Annotated in this window: 10 protein-coding genes and 3 pseudogenes; 7 read left to right on the top strand and 6 right to left on the bottom strand. The window is 55.9% G+C overall.

What is annotated here, in order from left to right; all coding sequences use genetic code 11:
- Nucleotides 1-106 precede the first annotated feature (106 nt).
- Both WLO32_RS18205 and WLO32_RS18200 read right to left on the bottom strand, forming a co-directional pair.
- Nucleotides 107-271: pseudogene (locus tag WLO32_RS18205) on the bottom strand (hypothetical protein); the annotation flags it as partial.
- A 20-nt stretch (nt 272-291) separates the two neighbouring features.
- A pseudogene (locus WLO32_RS18200) lies at nt 292-2,224 on the bottom strand (bifunctional 2',3'-cyclic-nucleotide 2'-phosphodiesterase/3'-nucleotidase).
- A gap of 203 nt (nt 2,225-2,427) precedes the next feature.
- Here WLO32_RS18200 and cysQ point away from each other — a divergent pair.
- Complete coding sequence (gene cysQ / locus WLO32_RS18195) at nt 2,428-3,174, top strand: 3'(2'),5'-bisphosphate nucleotidase CysQ (RefSeq protein WP_435946400.1); 747 nt, start codon at nt 2,428-2,430, stop codon at nt 3,172-3,174.
- On the opposite strand, the gene WLO32_RS18190 is transcribed toward cysQ, so the two are convergent.
- Entirely contained in the window at nt 3,164-3,721 is a 558-nt protein-coding gene (locus tag WLO32_RS18190) for a YtfJ family protein (RefSeq protein ID WP_435946399.1), read from the bottom strand. The genes cysQ and WLO32_RS18190 overlap by 11 nt on opposite strands.
- A gap of 337 nt (nt 3,722-4,058) precedes the next feature.
- Between WLO32_RS18190 and WLO32_RS18185 the strand changes: the two genes are divergently transcribed.
- Nucleotides 4,059-4,265 carry a DUF1107 domain-containing protein gene (locus WLO32_RS18185; RefSeq protein ID WP_121266826.1) on the top strand — a complete coding sequence of 69 codons (207 nt, stop codon included), beginning with the start codon at nt 4,059-4,061 and terminating at the stop codon, nt 4,263-4,265.
- A gap of 71 nt (nt 4,266-4,336) precedes the next feature.
- Here the strand turns inward: WLO32_RS18185 and WLO32_RS18180 are convergent, their stop codons facing one another.
- Both WLO32_RS18180 and msrA read right to left on the bottom strand, forming a co-directional pair.
- A complete protein-coding gene (locus tag WLO32_RS18180; RefSeq protein WP_435946397.1) occupies nt 4,337-5,674 on the bottom strand; it encodes a hemolysin family protein in 1,338 nt (445 codons plus the stop codon).
- 269 nt (nt 5,675-5,943) lie between these two features.
- Complete coding sequence (gene msrA / locus WLO32_RS18175; RefSeq protein WP_435946396.1) at nt 5,944-6,582, bottom strand: peptide-methionine (S)-S-oxide reductase MsrA; 639 nt, start codon at nt 6,580-6,582, stop codon at nt 5,944-5,946.
- A gap of 225 nt (nt 6,583-6,807) precedes the next feature.
- Here msrA and tamA point away from each other — a divergent pair.
- From tamA to WLO32_RS18160, 3 genes and pseudogenes are all read left to right on the top strand, one after another.
- A pseudogene (gene tamA, locus WLO32_RS18170) lies at nt 6,808-8,542 on the top strand (autotransporter assembly complex protein TamA).
- Nucleotides 8,539-12,315, top strand: a complete 3,777-nt coding sequence (tamB, locus tag WLO32_RS18165) for an autotransporter assembly complex protein TamB (RefSeq protein ID WP_435946394.1) — start codon at nt 8,539-8,541, stop codon at nt 12,313-12,315. The pseudogene tamA and the gene tamB overlap by 4 nt, the downstream one beginning before the upstream one ends.
- A gap of 2 nt (nt 12,316-12,317) precedes the next feature.
- Nucleotides 12,318-12,662, top strand: a complete 345-nt coding sequence (locus WLO32_RS18160; protein WP_435946393.1) for a gamma-glutamylcyclotransferase family protein — start codon at nt 12,318-12,320, stop codon at nt 12,660-12,662.
- Between the two features lie 188 nt (nt 12,663-12,850).
- Here the strand turns inward: WLO32_RS18160 and ppa are convergent, their stop codons facing one another.
- Entirely contained in the window at nt 12,851-13,381 is a 531-nt protein-coding gene (gene ppa, locus WLO32_RS18155; protein WP_435946391.1) for an inorganic diphosphatase, read from the bottom strand.
- Nucleotides 13,382-13,782: 401 nt separating this feature from the next.
- Between ppa and ytfQ the strand changes: the two genes are divergently transcribed.
- Both ytfQ and ytfR read left to right on the top strand, forming a co-directional pair.
- Nucleotides 13,783-14,739, top strand: a complete 957-nt coding sequence (gene ytfQ / locus WLO32_RS18150) for a galactofuranose ABC transporter, galactofuranose-binding protein YtfQ (protein ID WP_121267753.1) — start codon at nt 13,783-13,785, stop codon at nt 14,737-14,739.
- 145 nt (nt 14,740-14,884) lie between these two features.
- Nucleotides 14,885-16,384 carry a galactofuranose ABC transporter, ATP-binding protein YtfR gene (gene ytfR, locus WLO32_RS18145; RefSeq protein ID WP_435946389.1) on the top strand — a complete coding sequence of 500 codons (1,500 nt, stop codon included), beginning with the start codon at nt 14,885-14,887 and terminating at the stop codon, nt 16,382-16,384.
- Nucleotides 16,385-16,390: the final 6 nt, after the last annotated feature.

Here is a 16,390-nt window from a genome sequence, read left to right as displayed (position 1 = left end):
AAAGCTCAACGCCGGGCAGCTGCGGCAGGCGCCGAAACTGGGCGTTATCTTTTCATCGTTGAAGTCAGGGACGCCTTGCAAGTTATCTTCTCCGTCAGGACATCCCTTAAGTATAGGGATGTCCATCTTTAACGGACAGATAACAATTACAGCGCGGCGCGGACGCGCTCTTCAAGGTGGTAGGGCGGCCAATCAGCTTGCTGAGCGGCTTGCCGTCGTCAAACAGGCCGCTTTTGGACGCGCCGATATCGGAATTCGCCAGCATGGCGGCGGATGAGGTTTGCGCTGAAATTATTTACTCAGATCGAGCTGATAAAGGGCGAAGCCAATATCGTCATTGCCGACGTTGTGCATCGGATACCGGGCTTTCTCTTTGATAAAGGCCGCGGCTTTCTCTCCGGGTGAGGTTTCAAAGCGGACGTCCAGTTTCTGCTTGCTCTCGATGGGCGCAAGGCGCCAGTTGTTATCCGCCGCCGGATGGATCTCTTGCTGCGAGCTTATCCAGTTAGCCACCACCGAGCGGTTTTCATCCGGTGAAGCAAACGCGATATGGCCATCGCCGGTGCCGGCGAACTTACCGCCGTATGCACGATAGTTATTGGTTGCGACCAGGAAAGTCGCGCCCGGATCTATTGGTTTGCCTTTAAACGTCAGCTGCCTGATACGCTCGGCACCGGGATTTACCAGCTGGCATTCGCCGTCGTAGCGCGCCGGCTGCGATACATCAATCTGATAATCCACGCCGTCGATGACGTCGAAGTTATAGGTACGGAAACCGTCCCAGTTGATAAGCGACTGCGGCCTGCCGCTGTTGACATCAATCTGGTTAAACTGCCCGGCTGAGCACTCCAGCCACTCTTTTACCTCTTTACCGCTCGCTTTCACCACCACCAGCGTGTTGGGGTAAAGATACAGGTCGGCGGCGTTGCGGAAGGTAAGCCGGCCTTTTTCGACCTCCACAAAGCTGGCCGGATCGTTTTTACGTCCGCCCACCTTAAAGGGCGCAGCGGCGGAGAGCACCGGTAGATTCGCCAGATCCGGATCGCCCTGAATGAACTTTTCGACGTAGGCGCGCTGGGCGTTGTTCACCACCTGCACGGTCGGGTCATCCTGCACCAGCGCAAGGTAGCTGTACATATTGTCGGCTGACTTACCGATAGGCTTGCTGACAAAGTCACGCGTGGCGTCATGATCGTGCGCCAGCACTTTCACCAGCTTTGCATCTTCCGCCGCCAGCGACTTCTTCGCCACGCTGTCATAAATGGGACGCGCTTGCGCCTTGCTGCTGGTGACCTTCCACTCGCCGCTGTCGTTATTGAGCACCAGATCCACCACGCCGAGATGGTCGCCCCACATGCCCGGCATCACCGCGGGAATGCCGTTCAGCGTTCCTTTCTCAATGTCCGCGCCTTTGATACCGGCGAAATCTTTGCCGGGGAAGACGGCGTGCGCGTGCCCGAAAAGAAACACATCCACGCCCGGAACCTCGCTGAGGTAATAGACGGAGTTTTCAGCCATCGCGTGATAAGGATCGCTGGAAAGTCCCGAATGGGCGACGACGACCACTAAATCCGCGCCCTGTTTTCGCATCTCAGGCACGTAGCGCTTCGCAGTTTCGGTGATGTCCTGCACCGTCACCTTACCGTCCAGATTCGCTTTATCCCACGTCATGATCTGCGGCGGCACGAAGCCGATATAGCCAATACGCAGGGTTTGCGTCCTGCCGTCTTTATCTTTGACCGCCGTTTCTTTGATTAAATAGGGCGTGAACAGCGGCTTACTGGTTTTTGCGTCGATGATATTGGCGTTAACGTAAGGGAATTTTGCTCCCGCCAGCGCCTTGTGCAGGTAGTCCAGGCCGTAGTTAAACTCGTGGTTACCCAGGTTTCCTACCGCATAATCCAGCGTGTTAAGCGCTTTATAGACCGGATGGACTTCGCCTGCTTTCAGCCCCTTCGCCGCCATGTAATCGCCAAGCGGGCTGCCCTGAATCAGGTCGCCGTTATCGACCAGCAGGCTGTTGACGGCTTCACCGCGCGCGGCATTGATTAAACTTGCCGTGCGTACCAGACCGAACTTCTCGGTCGGCGTATCCTTGTAGTAGTCGAAGTCCATCATATTGCTGTGTAGATCGGTAGTTTCGAGAATCCGCAGATCGACCGTGGGCCGCGTTTACGCTGGCCGCGATCAGCGTGGCAAGCAGGCTTGCGCTAAACTTGATCATGATTAAGGTCCTTTTTTCGAGGTACGCCACAAAAGGCAGTGAATTTACAGATTGTTGCTTACAAAGTTGTGAAGTCTGCCAGAAATCAGGGCGATGAAACCGGAATCGCTTCACAGATAGCGCATCAGCACGCAATGAGATATAAGTAAAACAACAGGTTATTCGCGCGATGCAGCGTGCGGCGACACAATACGAGGTGAAGAATGTTAGAACAAATTTGCCAACTGGCACGGGAGGCGGGAGCCGCCATCATGCAGGTTTATGAAGGGGAAAAGCCGCTGGACGCGACCCGGAAGCTGGATGATTCACCGGTAACCGCAGCGGATATCGCGGCCCATACTATTATCATCAACGGCCTGCAGGCTTTAACGCCGGAGATTCCGGTGCTGTCGGAAGAGGATCCGCAAGGCTGGGAAATTCGTCAGGGATGGAGCCGCTACTGGCTAGTGGATCCGCTGGACGGCACGAAGGAGTTCCTCAAACGCAACGGCGAGTTCACCGTTAACATCGCGCTGATTGAGGAAGGCAAAGCCGTGCTGGGCGTGGTTTACGCACCGGTGCTGAAGATTATGTACAGCGCCGCGGAAGGCAAAGCCTGGAAAGAAGAGAGCGGCGTGCGAAATCAGATTCACGTGCGCGATGCGCGTCCGCCGCTGGTGGTTATTAGCCGCTCTCACGCCCGCAGCGACGAAGAGCTGAAAGAGTATCTGCAGCAGATAGGCGAACACCAGACCACCGCTATCGGCTCATCGCTGAAGTTCTGCCTGGTGGCGGACGGACAGGCGCAGCTTTATCCGCGCTTTGGGCCGACCAATATCTGGGACACCGCCGCAGGCCACGCCGTTGCGGTCGCGGCCGGCGCGCATGTCCATGACTGGCAGGGCAAGCCGCTTGACTATACCCCGCGCGAGTCTTTCTTAAACCCAGGCTTCCGGGTTTCTATTTACTGAGCAGTTCCTGCAGCAGGTTCATCACCTGCTGCACCTCCGCCTGCGTCAGAGAACCGTCTTTGGCGTACTGAATACGTCCGTTTTTATCCAGTACCACAATCGCCGACCCGCCGTCTTCCAGCTGCCAGGCCTTTTTCGCCACGCCGTTGCTGTCCACCACAAACTGCGACCATGGATACTGTTTTTTATTGCTCTCGATGCTGCTGCGCACAAACATGCCGGTGCCGACGATGGCGTCATCGGTATTGACGATTGTCGTGGTCTGGTAGCGATCGTGCGGGAACTTCGCGGCTTTGATGGCTTCAATCAGCCCGGCGTTTTTCTCCTTCGCGCTGGAGCGTCCGGCAATATGCTGCAGCACCCTAACTTTTCCGGCCAGCTGCGCGCTATTCCAGTTTTTATAGCTAAACTTATCGTTATCCAGAACGAGTTCGCCTTTGTCGGCAATGCCTACCGGCGCGACGCGCTGGCTCTTTTCAAAGTTATGCGCTGAGGCCATCAACGGCAGCAGCAGGGCGGTAAGCGCAAGCGTAGCTCGCAGGGTCATGGTTGACTCCTTGTTCTTAAAGAAGGTTTGCAGGTGATCGGACCACTTGGCCCTGACGTTTTAAGCATAAGTGCTCAATGGCCATCTGTCCCGCAACTTGAATGCCAGTTTGCGGGCGAACGCACATATCTCCGCTTTTTGAATGCTTAAACTAAATTTTATTAACATTTGAAAAGAATACTCTGAGAAATTGTCATTAAACGGTAAATAAGGTTATGCAAACTAGGTGTCGGTTTGTATATGGACTATAGTTTTCGGGCACCAAATTTTTTCGCCTCGTTTTGTCGGACCAATTGTGGAACCGCAGGGGCGTTAACACTGCAGGAGAGAAAGAAGAATGAAAATTTTCCAACGTTACAACCCCCTTCAGGTGGCGAAGTACGTGAAAATCCTGTTCCGTGGACGGTTGTACATCAAGGACGTTGGCGCTTTTGAATTTGATAAGGGCAAAATCCTTATCCCAAAAGTGAAAGATAAGCAGCATTTATCCGTTATGTCCGAAGTAAACCGCCAGGTTCTGCGTATGCAGGCGGAAATGGCTTAAAGCCTAAAGCGTTACAAAGTAAAACGGCCCCGATGGGGCCGTTGATGTTTCTGCAGTTTGTACACTACGCGTTAAACCGCGCTTGGCTCTTCGGCATCCGGCAGCTTCGACGCCAGCGGGTTTGGCTTATTGTCGATGCGCGTCACCAGCAGCTGATCGATACGGTAGTTATCGATATCCACCACCTCGAACTTATAGCCCGAGAACTTCACCGAGTCGGTGCGCTTCGGGATTTTGCGCAGCATAAACATCATAAAGCCGCCGATGGTTTCGTAGTTGCCGGACTGCGGGAACTCGTCGATATCCAGCACGCGCATCACGTCGTCAATCGGCGTGCCGCCTTCAACCAGCCAGGAGTTCTCGTCGCGGGCGACGATTTGCTCTTCCATGCCCTGGCCTACCAGGTCGCCCATCAGCGTGGTCATGACGTCGTTTAGCGTGATGATGCCCACCACCAGCGCGTATTCGTTCATGATGACCGCAAAATCTTCCCCCGCCGTTTTGAAGCTTTCCAGCGCTTCGGAGAGCGTCAGCGTATCCGGCACAATCAGCGTGTTGCGCAGGTGAACGCCGCTGTTTAGCGCCATGCTCTGGTTGCCCAGCACGCGGTTTAGCAGCTCCTTGGAGTCCACGTAGCCGACGATATGGTCGATATCGCCGTTACACACCAGGAACTTGGAGTGCGGATGCTCGGCGATTTTGTTCTTCAGGCTTTGCTCTTCTTCGTGCAGATCGAACCAGATGATGTTCTCACGCGACGTCATCGAAGACGGCACGGTACGGGATTCCAGCTCAAAGACGTTTTCAATCAGCTCATGCTCTTGCTTACGCAACACGCCAGCCAGCGCGCCGGCTTCAAACACCGCGTACACATCATCGGAGGTGATGTCGTCATTACGCACCATCGGCAGCTTGAAGATGCGGAAAATGACGTTTGCCAGGCCGTTGAAGAACCACACCAGCGGACGGAAGATAAACAGACAGAAGCGCATCGGGTTGATGATTCGCAAAGCAACAGATTCAGGCGAAATCATACCGATGCGTTTCGGAGTAAGGTCTGCAAACAGGATGAACAGGCTGGTAACGAGGGTAAAGGAGATCATAAAGCTCAGCTGGTCGGCCATCTCCGGTGAGAAGAAGCGCTCCAGGACGCTTTTAAACGCCGGTGAGAACGCCGCGTCGCCGACGATACCGCCGAGAATCGCCACCGCGTTAAGGCCTATCTGCACCACGGTAAAGAACATGCCGGGACTTTCCTGCATTTTCAGCACGCGTTGCGCGTTAAGGTTGCCCTCATCAGCCAGCAGCTTGAGTTTGATTTTGCGGGAAGCGGCCAGCGAGATCTCGGAAATAGAGAAAAATGCACTGACGGAAATAAGAAGAAGTATCACTAAAATACTGTTTAACATAGTTTATCCGGCTATGAGACCAGATCCTCGGAAGGGAAAGTTGAAAATACAAGGGGTCGTACATAAGAAATGCGGGCCGCCGGATGAGCGAGCCTGCAATTTCAACGGCTAGTATAGCGTAAGGGCGGGAGGGGCTGCTACTGGGTAAAGTTTGGGCTGTTGTTGAGCGACTTACTGATTCAGCAACGGTATTTGTTGCGTCTGAGGAAAAATTTACTTTTCCAGCGGGCAGGGCGGACAGGCCTGCGCCGTCCGCCGCAAAACCGCATTTAGCCCTGGGGCGGCAGGCAAACTCCAATCCCGCCGATACCGCAGTAGCCGTAAGGATTTTTATGCAGGTACTGCTGATGCTCATCTTCGGCGTAGTAGAACGGGCCGGCGTTGGCTATTTCGGTGGTCACCTGACGCTTATCGCCCGCCAGCGCCATGGCGTCCTGGAAGCGCGCAAGGCTTGCCCGCGCCGCCGCGTCCTGCTCCGGCGTTAAAGGATAGATGCCGGAACGATACTGCGTGCCCACGTCGCCGCCCTGGCGCATACCCTGAGCCGGGTCGTGGTTTTCCCAGAAGACCTGCAGGAGCTGTTCGTAGCTCACTACTTGCGGATCGTAAACCACGCGTACCGCCTCCGTATGCCCGGTCTGGCCGGTGCAGACTTCGCGATAGGTAGGATTCGGCGTATATCCCGCGGTATAACCGGCCGCGGTGCTATAGACGCCCGGGATCTGCCAGAACAAACGTTCAACGCCCCAGAAACACCCCATCGCAAAATAAGCTATTTCCATTCCATCTGGTACATTAGTCATGGAATGTTCGTTTACGGCATGCAAAGTCGCAACCGGCATCGGGGTGTTACGGCCGGGTAACGCTTCGGACTGCGCAACGGGATGGTTCTTTTCGAATAATTTCATCAGTTTTGGTCTCCCGATATCGGCAAAAGAGGTTACAACCGTCACGCGGTTGTAACGAGGCGCGTTATTTCAGACAATAACCACGCCTTATGAGACTACAGTACATACAAGAATTATTTGGGTCTTTAAGCAATTTTCAACTCCGACCGTTGGAGTTTTGTTAAACCGCGGAGCGGTGCTGACGTTTCCTTCCAGGGGTGGAAACAAGGTTATTCAGGAGCAAACGTGCCACGAATCCGTATTTTATGTCTGGCGAGTTTATGTCTGGCAAGCACGTGGGGCCAACGCCGCCAACGTGCGATTACAGGTCGAAGGATTAACGGGTGAGCTGCGCAAAAACGTTCGTGCGCATCTTTCGACGATTCAAAGCGATGAAGTAACGCCGGACCGACGCTTTCAGGCCCGCGTGGATGACGCCATCCGCGGCGGGCTGAAGGCGCTTGGCTATTATGAGCCCACCATCGATTTCCAGCTGCTTGCGCCGCCGCCGAAAGGCCGCCAGGTGCTGAAGGTGGAAGTTAAGCCCGGTCCGCCAGTGTTGATCGGCGGCACCAACGTCATTCTGCGCGGCGGCGCGCGCCAGGATGAGGATTTTTTAAGCCTGCTTAACGGGCGCCCGAAAAACGGTACGGTGCTTAATCACGGCGTTTACGAAGCCTTTAAAAAGGGGCTGACCAGCGTCTCGCTGCGTAAAGGCTACTTTGACAGCGAGTTCAAAAAGAGCCAGCTTGGCGTTTCCATCGAGCGCCGTCAGGCATTCTGGGATATCGATTACGACAGCGGGCAGCGCTATCGTTTCGGCGATGTCACCTTTGAAGGCTCGCAAATCCGTGAAGAATATCTGCAAAATCTGGTGCCCTTTAAAAAAGGCGACTACTACCAGTCCCGCGATCTGGCCGAGCTGAACCGCCGTTTATCCGCAACGGGCTGGTTTAACTCGGTGGTTGTGGCGCCCGAATTCGATAAATCCCGCAAAACTAAAATATTGCCGCTGCACGGCGTCGTCGCGCCGCGTACCGAAAACACCATCGAAACCGGCGTGGGTTATTCTACCGACGTCGGCCCGCGCGTGAAGGCAACCTGGAAAAAGCCCTGGGTCAACTCTTACGGCCATAGCTTTAGCACCAGCACCAGCCTTTCGGCGCCGGAGCAGGTTCTTGATTTCAGCTACAAGGTCCCGCTGCTGAAAAACCCCCTGGAGCAGTATTATTTAATGCAGGGCGGCTTTAAACGCACCGACCTTAACGATACCAAGTCAGACTCCAGCACCCTTGCCGTCTCGCGCTACTGGGACTTATCAAGCGGCTGGCAGCATGCCATTAACCTGCGCTGGAGCCTCGACCACTTTACCCAGGCGGACGTCACCAACACCACGATGCTGCTGTATCCGGGCGTGAGCCTTAACCGCACCCGTTCACGCGGCGGCCTGATGCCGACCTGGGGCGATTCGCAGCGTTACTCGATTGACGTCTCCAACACGACCTGGGGCTCGGACGTAGACTTCGGCGTGTTCCAGGCGCAGCAGGTGTGGATCCGCACGCTGCAGGATAAACACCGCTTTGTGGCGCGCGGCAACCTGGGCTGGATTGAAACCAACAACTTCGAGAAAGTCCCGCCGGATCTGCGTTTCTTCGCCGGCGGCGACCGCAGCATCCGCGGCTATAAATACAAATCCATCTCTCCTGAAAACAGCGACGGCAAGCTGACCGGCGCGTCCAAACTGGCCACCGGCTCGCTGGAATATCAGTACAACGTCAGCGGCAAGTGGTGGGGCGCGGCCTTCGTGGATTCGGGCGAAGCGGTGAACGATATCAAACAGAGCAACTTTAAAACCGGCGCAGGCGTAGGCGTGCGCTGGCAGTCCCCGGTGGGGCCGATCAAACTCGATCTGGCCGTGCCGGTGGCTGATAAAGAAGAGCACGGTTTGCAGTTTTACATCGGTCTGGGGCCTGAATTATGAGTCGTTGGAAGAAAATAAGCCTCGCGGTGCTGGTGGTTGTTATTTTGCTGATCGGCGCGGTGGGCTTCCTCGTGGGCACCACCGGCGGTTTACACGTGCTGTTTAACGCGGCCAACCGCTGGGTGCCGGGGCTGGATATCGGCAGCGTAACCGGCGGCTGGCGCAATCTGACCATTAAAGGGCTGCGCTATGAGCAGCCGGGCGTCAACGTCAACGCCGGTGAAATCAACCTCGCCATAAAGCTCGGCTGCCTGCGCGACAGCAGCCTGTGCGTGAATAACATCTCGCTTAAAGATATCGACGTGGTGGTGGATACGAAAAAAATGCCGCCTTCCGCGCCTGAGCAAGAAGAAGACAGCGGCCCGCTGGATCTCAGCACGCCTTATCCCATCACGCTCAGCCGCGTGGCGCTTAACAACGTTAATATCAAAATCGATAACACCACCGTGTCGGTGATGGAGTTCACCTCCGGCCTGAGCTGGCAGGAGCGTAACCTGACGCTGGCGCCGACCCGTCTCGAAGGGCTGCTGATTGCCCTGCCGAAGGTCGCGAAGGTCGCCCAGGAAGAGGTGGTTGAACCGAAGATAAATAATCCGCAGCCGGAAGAGCTGCCGCTGGGAGAAACGCTCAGGCAGCTGTTTGAAAAACCGGTGCTGCCGGAAATGACGGACGTTCATCTGCCGTTAAACCTCAATATCCAGGAGTTTCGCGGCTCTAATCTACGCCTGACGGGCGACACGGATCTGCTGGTCAGCAGCCTGCTTCTTAAAGTCAGCAGCACCGACGGCAACGTGAAGCTCGACGCGCTGGACGTGGATTCTTCGCAGGGCCTGGTTAACGCGACGGGCAGCGCGGTGCTGCGCGACAAATGGCCGGTCGATCTTACCCTTAACACCAGGCTGAATATCGATCCCGTAAAGGGCGAAACGGTGAAGATGAAGATTGGCGGCGAGCTGCGGGACGTGCTGAAGGTGGGCATGAATCTTTCAGGGCCGGTGGATATGGAGATCACCGCGCAAACCCAGCTTGCGCAGGCGGGTTTACCGCTCAATCTAGACATCGTCAGCAAGCAGCTTTACTGGCCGTTTACCGGCGAGAAAGAGTATCAGGCAGACGATGTGAAGCTGAAGTTCAGCGGCAAAATGACGGATTACACGCTCTCGTTCCGCACGGCGGTAAAAGGCGCGCAGATCCCGCCCGCCACCATTACGCTTGATGGCAAAGGCAACGAGCAGCAGCTGAACCTCGATAAGCTAAGAATCGCAGCGCTGCAGGGCAATACCGACCTGAAAGCCGTGCTCGACTGGAGCAAGGCTATCAGCTGGCGCGGCGAGCTGACCCTTGAGGGCATTAATACGGCCAGGCAGTATCCGGACTGGCCGGCGAAGCTCGACGGCCTGGTGAAAACCAGCGGCAGCCTTTATGGCGGCACCTGGCAGGTGGACGTGCCGGAGCTGAAGCTCGCCGGCAACGTGAAGCAAAATAAAGTAAGCGTGACCGGAAAGCTCAAAGGCAACAGCTACATGCAGTGGAATATTCCGGGGCTGCACCTGGAGCTTGGCCGCAACAGCGCCGATGTGAAAGGCGAACTGGGGCCAAAAGAGCTGGCGCTGGATGCGAATATCAACGCGCCGAACCTGGACAACGCGCTGCCCGGCCTTGGCGGCACCGCAAAGGGAACGGTTAAGGTTCGCGGCGACGTGAAGGCGCCGCAGCTGCTTGCCGATCTCACCGCGAACGGCCTGCGCTGGCAGGAGCTGTCCATCGCACGCGTGCTGTTAAAAGGCGATGTGAAATCCACCGACCAGATTGGCGGTAACCTCAATCTGCGCGTGGAGCGTATCACGCAGCCTGGGGTAAACATCAGCCTTGCCACCCTGGAAGCGAAGGGCAGCGAGAAGCAGCATCAGCTGCAGCTGCGTATTCAGGGCGAGCCGGTTTCCGGACAGCTTAACCTCAGCGGCGGCTTCGATCGGGCTGAAGAACGCTGGCGCGGCACCCTTTCGAATACGCGTTTTGATACGCCGGTAGGGCCCTGGAGCCTGAACCGTACCCTTGCGCTGGATTACCGCAACAAAGAACAGAAAATCAGCATCGGGCCGCACTGCTGGAATAACCCGAATGCTGAACTGTGCGTCCCGCAAACTATCGATGCCGGCGCGAAGGGCCGTGCGGTGGTGAATCTCAACCGTTTCGACCTCGCCATGCTGAAGCCTTTTATGCCGGACACCACCCGGGCGAGCGGAACGTTCAGCGGCCGTGCCGACGTAAGCTGGGACAGCGAAGCCGAAGGTTTGCCTCAGGGCCAGATAACGCTAAACGGGCGCGGCGTGAAGGTGACGCAGGATATCGACCATAACCCGCTGCCGGTCTCGTTCGATACCTTAAACCTTACCGCGGAGCTGAAAAACAATCGTGCGCAGCTTGGCTGGCTGGTTCGCGTGGCGAACAACGGGCAGTTCGACGGGCAGGTGCAAATTACCGATCCGCAAGGCCGCCGTAACCTTGCCGGCAACGTCAATCTGCGCAGTTTCGATCTCGCTATCGCCAACGCTATTTTCTCGCGCGGTGAAAAGGCCGCCGGCAAGCTCAACGCGAACCTGCGTCTGGGCGGCAATCTGGAACGGCCGCAGATATTCGGGCAGCTGCAGCTAAACGGCGTGGATATCGACGCCAACTTTATGCCGTTTGACATGCAGCCAAGCCAGCTGGCCATGAACTTCAACGGCATGAATTCGACCTTAGTCGGCACGGTGCGCACCAGGCAGGGCGATATCGCCTTAAACGGTGATGCGGACTGGACGCAGCTCGACAACTGGCGCGCGCGCGTGGCGGCGAAGGGCAATAAGGTGCGCATCACGGTGCCGCCGATGGTGCGTCTGGATGTTTCACCGGACGTGGTATTCGTCGCCACGCCAAGCCTGTTTACGCTTGACGGCCGCGTGGATATCCCCTGGGCGCGCATCATCGTGCATGAAGTGCCGGAAAGCTCGGTGGGCGTGTCCAGCGATGAAGTTATGCTGGATAAAAACCTCAGGCCGCAGGAGCCGCAAACCGCCAGCATACCGATTAACAGCAACCTGATTATCCATGTCGGCGACAACGTGCGCATGGACGCCTTTGGGCTCAAGGCGCGTTTGAGTGGCGATCTGAAAATGGTCCAGGATCGTCAGGGGCTGGGGCTTAACGGCCAGATTAATATCCCGGAAGGGCGTTATCATGCTTACGGCCAGGATCTGATAGTGCGTAAAGGCGAGCTGTTATTCTCCGGGCCGCCGGATCAGCCGCTGCTGAATATCGAAGCCATTCGTAACCCGGACGCCACCGAAGATAACGTGACAGCCGGCGTTCGCGTCACGGGATCGGCCGATGAGCCAAAAGCTGAGATATTTTCCGATCCTGCCATGTCGCAGCAGGAAGCCTTGTCCTACCTGCTTCGCGGGCAAGGTTTGGGCAGTTCCGGCGACGATGCCAACGCCTTAACTTCCGCCCTTGTCGGTCTGGGGGTTGCGCAGAGTGGGCAGGTTGTGGGTAAAATCGGCGAGACGTTTGGCGTAAGCAATCTGGCGCTGGATACCGCCGGGGTAGGAGACTCCTCTCAGGTGGTGGTCAGCGGCTATGTACTGCCGGGTCTGCAGGTGAAGTATGGCGTGGGTATCTTTGATTCGTTGGCGACACTGACACTGCGTTATCGCCTGATGCCTAAGCTATATCTGGAAGCGGTGTCTGGCATAGATCAGGCGCTTGATGTGCTCTATCAGTTTGAGTTTTAGCAATGCGAATATTTGTTTACGGCAGTTTACGACGCAAGCAGGGCAACAGCCACTGGATGACTAACGCCCAGTGGCTGGGAGATCACACGCAGGTAAACTACGTGCTCTACAGCCTTGGCCACTATCCGGGAGCGGTATCGGGCGACGGCGCCGTGCTGGGTGAGGTCTACAGGATTGACGCCTCCACGCTCGCCGAACTGGATGCCCTGCGCACCAAGGGCGGCGAGTATAAACGCCAGCTTATTCAGACGCCTTACGGCAGTGCATGGATGTACGTGTACCAGCGGCCGGTGGATGGATTAACCCGCATCGACAGCGGTAACTGGTTGGATAAAGACCGCTACTGATCTCTTCCCAACGGCCACTCTTCGCGAGTGGCCGTCTCTGTGAATGCACCTGTGATGAGCAAAAGAGGTCTGGGGCAAGAACAAGCCGTGGGCAAAGAGACAGGGTGAAGCGCCCTTTTTCAGCCTGACGCAGAAACAAAAACACCGCCCTTTGGCGGTGTTTTCACAAGCTTAAACGGCGCAAAGAATTACTTTTTAGCCGCGCGCTCGAAGGAAGCAACGATTTCAGCTTTAGCCGCTTCAGCGTTGTCCCAGCCTTCCACTTTCACCCATTTGCCTTTTTCCAGCGCTTTATACTGCTCGAAGAAGTGGGAGATCTGCGCTTTCAGCAGTTCCGGCAGGTCGTTCACGTCTTTGATGTGATCGTATTCTTTGCTCAGTTTGGTATGCGGAACCGCAACCAGCTTGGCATCTTCACCGGCTTCGTCGGTCATTTTCAGCACGCCAACCGGACGGCAGCGAATAACGGAGCCTGGCTGCAGCGGATATGGCGTCGGGACCAGCACGTCAACCGGGTCACCGTCTAAAGACAGGGTGTGGTTGATGTAGCCGTAGTTGCACGGATAGAACATTGCGGTAGACATGAAACGGTCAACGAACAGCGCGCCGGTGTCTTTATCAATTTCATATTTGATAGGGTCAGCGTTCGCCGGGATTTCGATAACAACGTAGATGTCTTCTGGCAGATCTTTGCCCGCAGGGACGTTGAGTAAGCTCATGTCTGTTTCCTTTAAACTGGTGTCATTCAAGTGCCCGGTATTATAGCCAACTGGCTTTAAATGTCCTGGACTCTTTTTTTGCCGATTAGGCTTGCGGCTTATTTTCAGAGCACTCCGGCGATGAATTTATCCATAAACATAGCCGCTTTCTTTATAAATAAGTGTAAGCGGTTACAAGCTAAGGAAAAGCCTGCCTTCAGGCATAAAAAAAGCGCCACCGCCCGCCGCCTTTGTAAACGCCGCAGCAATAGCCTTTAGACGATCTCAGTCCTGACAGGACGCTTAACATTTTCGTTACTTTTTCGAATTGTGATGTAACTCATTCTGTTACATCGCACGTCGGCTATAGTTTCCGGCGAAGGCCAGATTTTAACCAACAATAACCCTACGAGGATGCACCTATGTGGAAGCGCTTACTTTTGGTCTCTGCAGTCTCCGCAGCAATGTCGTCTATGGCCATTGCTGCTCCATTAACCGTTGGCTTTTCGCAGGTGGGTTCTGAATCCGGCTGGCGTGCGGCAGAAACTTCCGTTGCAAAGAGCGAGGCCCAGAAACGCGGTATCACGCTGAAAATCGCCGATGGACAGCAAAAACAGGAAAACCAGATTAAAGCCGTACGTTCGTTTATCGCCCAGGGCGTAGACGCGATCTTTATTGCGCCTATCGTCGCCACGGGTTGGGAGCCGGTGCTGCAGGAAGCAAAAGAAGCCAAAATCCCGGTGTTCCTGCTCGATCGTAATATCGATGTAAAAGACAAATCCTTGTACATGACCGTGGTCACCGCCAACAACGTGCTGGAAGGCCAGCTGATTGGCGAATGGCTGCTAAAAGAGCTTAACGGCAGGCAGTGTAACGTGGTTGAGCTGCAGGGCACCGTGGGCGCGAGCGTGGCCATCGACCGTAAGAAAGGCTTTGCCGACGCGATTTCTAAAGCGTCCAACGTGAAAATTATCCGCTCCCAGTCCGGCGACTTTACCCGCAGCAAAGGTAAAGAGGTGATGGAGAGCTTTATCAAGGCCGAGAACAACGGCAAAAACATCTGCATGGTTTACGCCCATAACGACGACATGGTGATCGGCGCCATTCAGGCCATTAAAGAAGCGGGCCTGAAGCCGGGCAAAGATATCCTGACCGGTTCAATTGACGGCGTGCCGGATATCTATAAGGCGATGATCGACGGCGAAGCCAACGCAAGCGTAGAGCTGACGCCAAACATGGCGGGCCCTGCCTTCGACGCGCTTGAGAAATTCAAAAAAGACGGCACCATGCCTGAAAAAGTGACCATTACGAAATCCACTCTTTACCTGCCGGATACGGCGAAAGAAGAGTTAGAGAAGAAAAAATCGATGGGCTATTGATTCGTCCAGGGCCGGGGAGAGTTGTATGTAGGGCGGATAAGCGTAGCGTCATCCGCCATTCAGAGCGTAGTCCACTGTGAATGGCAAAAGTGGAGGGCGCTGTTGCTTATCCACCCTACAGTTTTACTTTGGCGGGAGTTCGAAGATGAACACAAACAATCAGGAAATTCTGCGTACGGAAGGCCTTAGCAAATATTTTCCCGGGGTCAGGGCGCTCGACAAAGTGGACTTCAGCCTGCGGCGCGGAGAAATCATGGCGCTGCTCGGTGAAAACGGCGCCGGAAAATCAACGTTAATCAAAGCGCTGACCGGCGTCTACCAGCGCGACGGCGGCAATATTTACCTGGAAGGCGAGCTGATTTCGCCGAAAAATACCGCCCACGCCCAGCAGCTTGGCATAGGTACGGTTTATCAGGAGGTGAACCTGCTGCCCAATATGTCCGTGGCGGATAACCTGTTTATCGGCCGCGAGCCGCGGCGCTTCGGCCTGCTGCGCCGCAAAGAGATGGAAAAGCGCGCAACCGCGCTGATGGAGTCATACGGCTTCTCGCTGGACGTCGCCGAGCCGCTCAACCGCTATTCCGTGGCGATGCAGCAAATCGTCGCCATCTGCCGCGCCATCGATCTGTCGGCTAAGGTGCTGATCCTTGATGAGCCTACCGCCAGCCTCGACACCAAAGAAGTGGAAATGCTTTTTACCCTGATGCGCCAGCTCAGCTCCCAGGGCGTCAGCCTGATCTTCGTCACCCACTTTCTGGATCAGGTTTATGAAGTCACCGACAGGATCACCGTTTTGCGTAACGGCGCCTTTGTCGGCACCAGGGAAACAAAGGATCTGCCGCAGATCGAACTGGTGAAAATGATGCTGGGTCGCGAGCTGGAAACCAACGCGCTCCAGCGCGCCGGGCGCACGTTGCTGAGTGAAAAACCCGTCGCCGCCTTTAAAAATTTCGGCAGGAAAGGCACCATCAATCCGTTCGATCTCGAAGTGCGCCCCGGCGAAATCGTCGGCCTTGCCGGGCTGCTGGGATCCGGCAGAACGGAAACCGCCGAGGTTATCTTCGGTATTAAACCCGCCGACAGCGGCAGCGCCATGATTAAAGGCAGGCCGCAAACGCTGCGCTCGCCGCATAAAGCCTCAAGCCTGGGCATTGGTTTTTGTCCGGAGGATCGCAAAACCGACGGCATTATCGCCGCTGCTTCGGTGCGCGAAAATATCATTCTGGCGCTGCAGGCCCAGCGCGGCTGGCTGCGGCCGATCCCCAGACGCGAGCAGTACCAGATAGCCGAACGTTTTATCCGCCAGCTTGGCATCCGCACGCCGGGCCCCGACCAGCCGATTGAGTTTCTCTCCGGCGGCAACCAGCAAAAGGTGCTGCTTTCGCGCTGGCTGCTGACCAAACCGCAGTTCCTGATCCTCGATGAGCCAACGCGCGGCATCGACGTAGGGGCGCACGCGGAAATTATCCGCCTGATAGAAACGCTCTGCGCCGACGGGCTGGCGCTGCTGGTCATCTCCTCCGAGCTTGAAGAGCTGGTGGGCTACGCGGATCGCGTGGTGATCATGCGCGACAGGCAGCAGGTGGCGGAGATCCCGCTCGAAGCGCTGTCCGTTTCGGCCATTATGAATGCCATTGCGGCATAAGGAGTA

This window comes from Dryocola mayonis, assembly GCF_051307045.1.
Taxonomy (GTDB): domain Bacteria; phylum Pseudomonadota; class Gammaproteobacteria; order Enterobacterales; family Enterobacteriaceae; genus Dryocola.
This window is presented reverse-complemented; position numbering and strand designations above follow the sequence as displayed.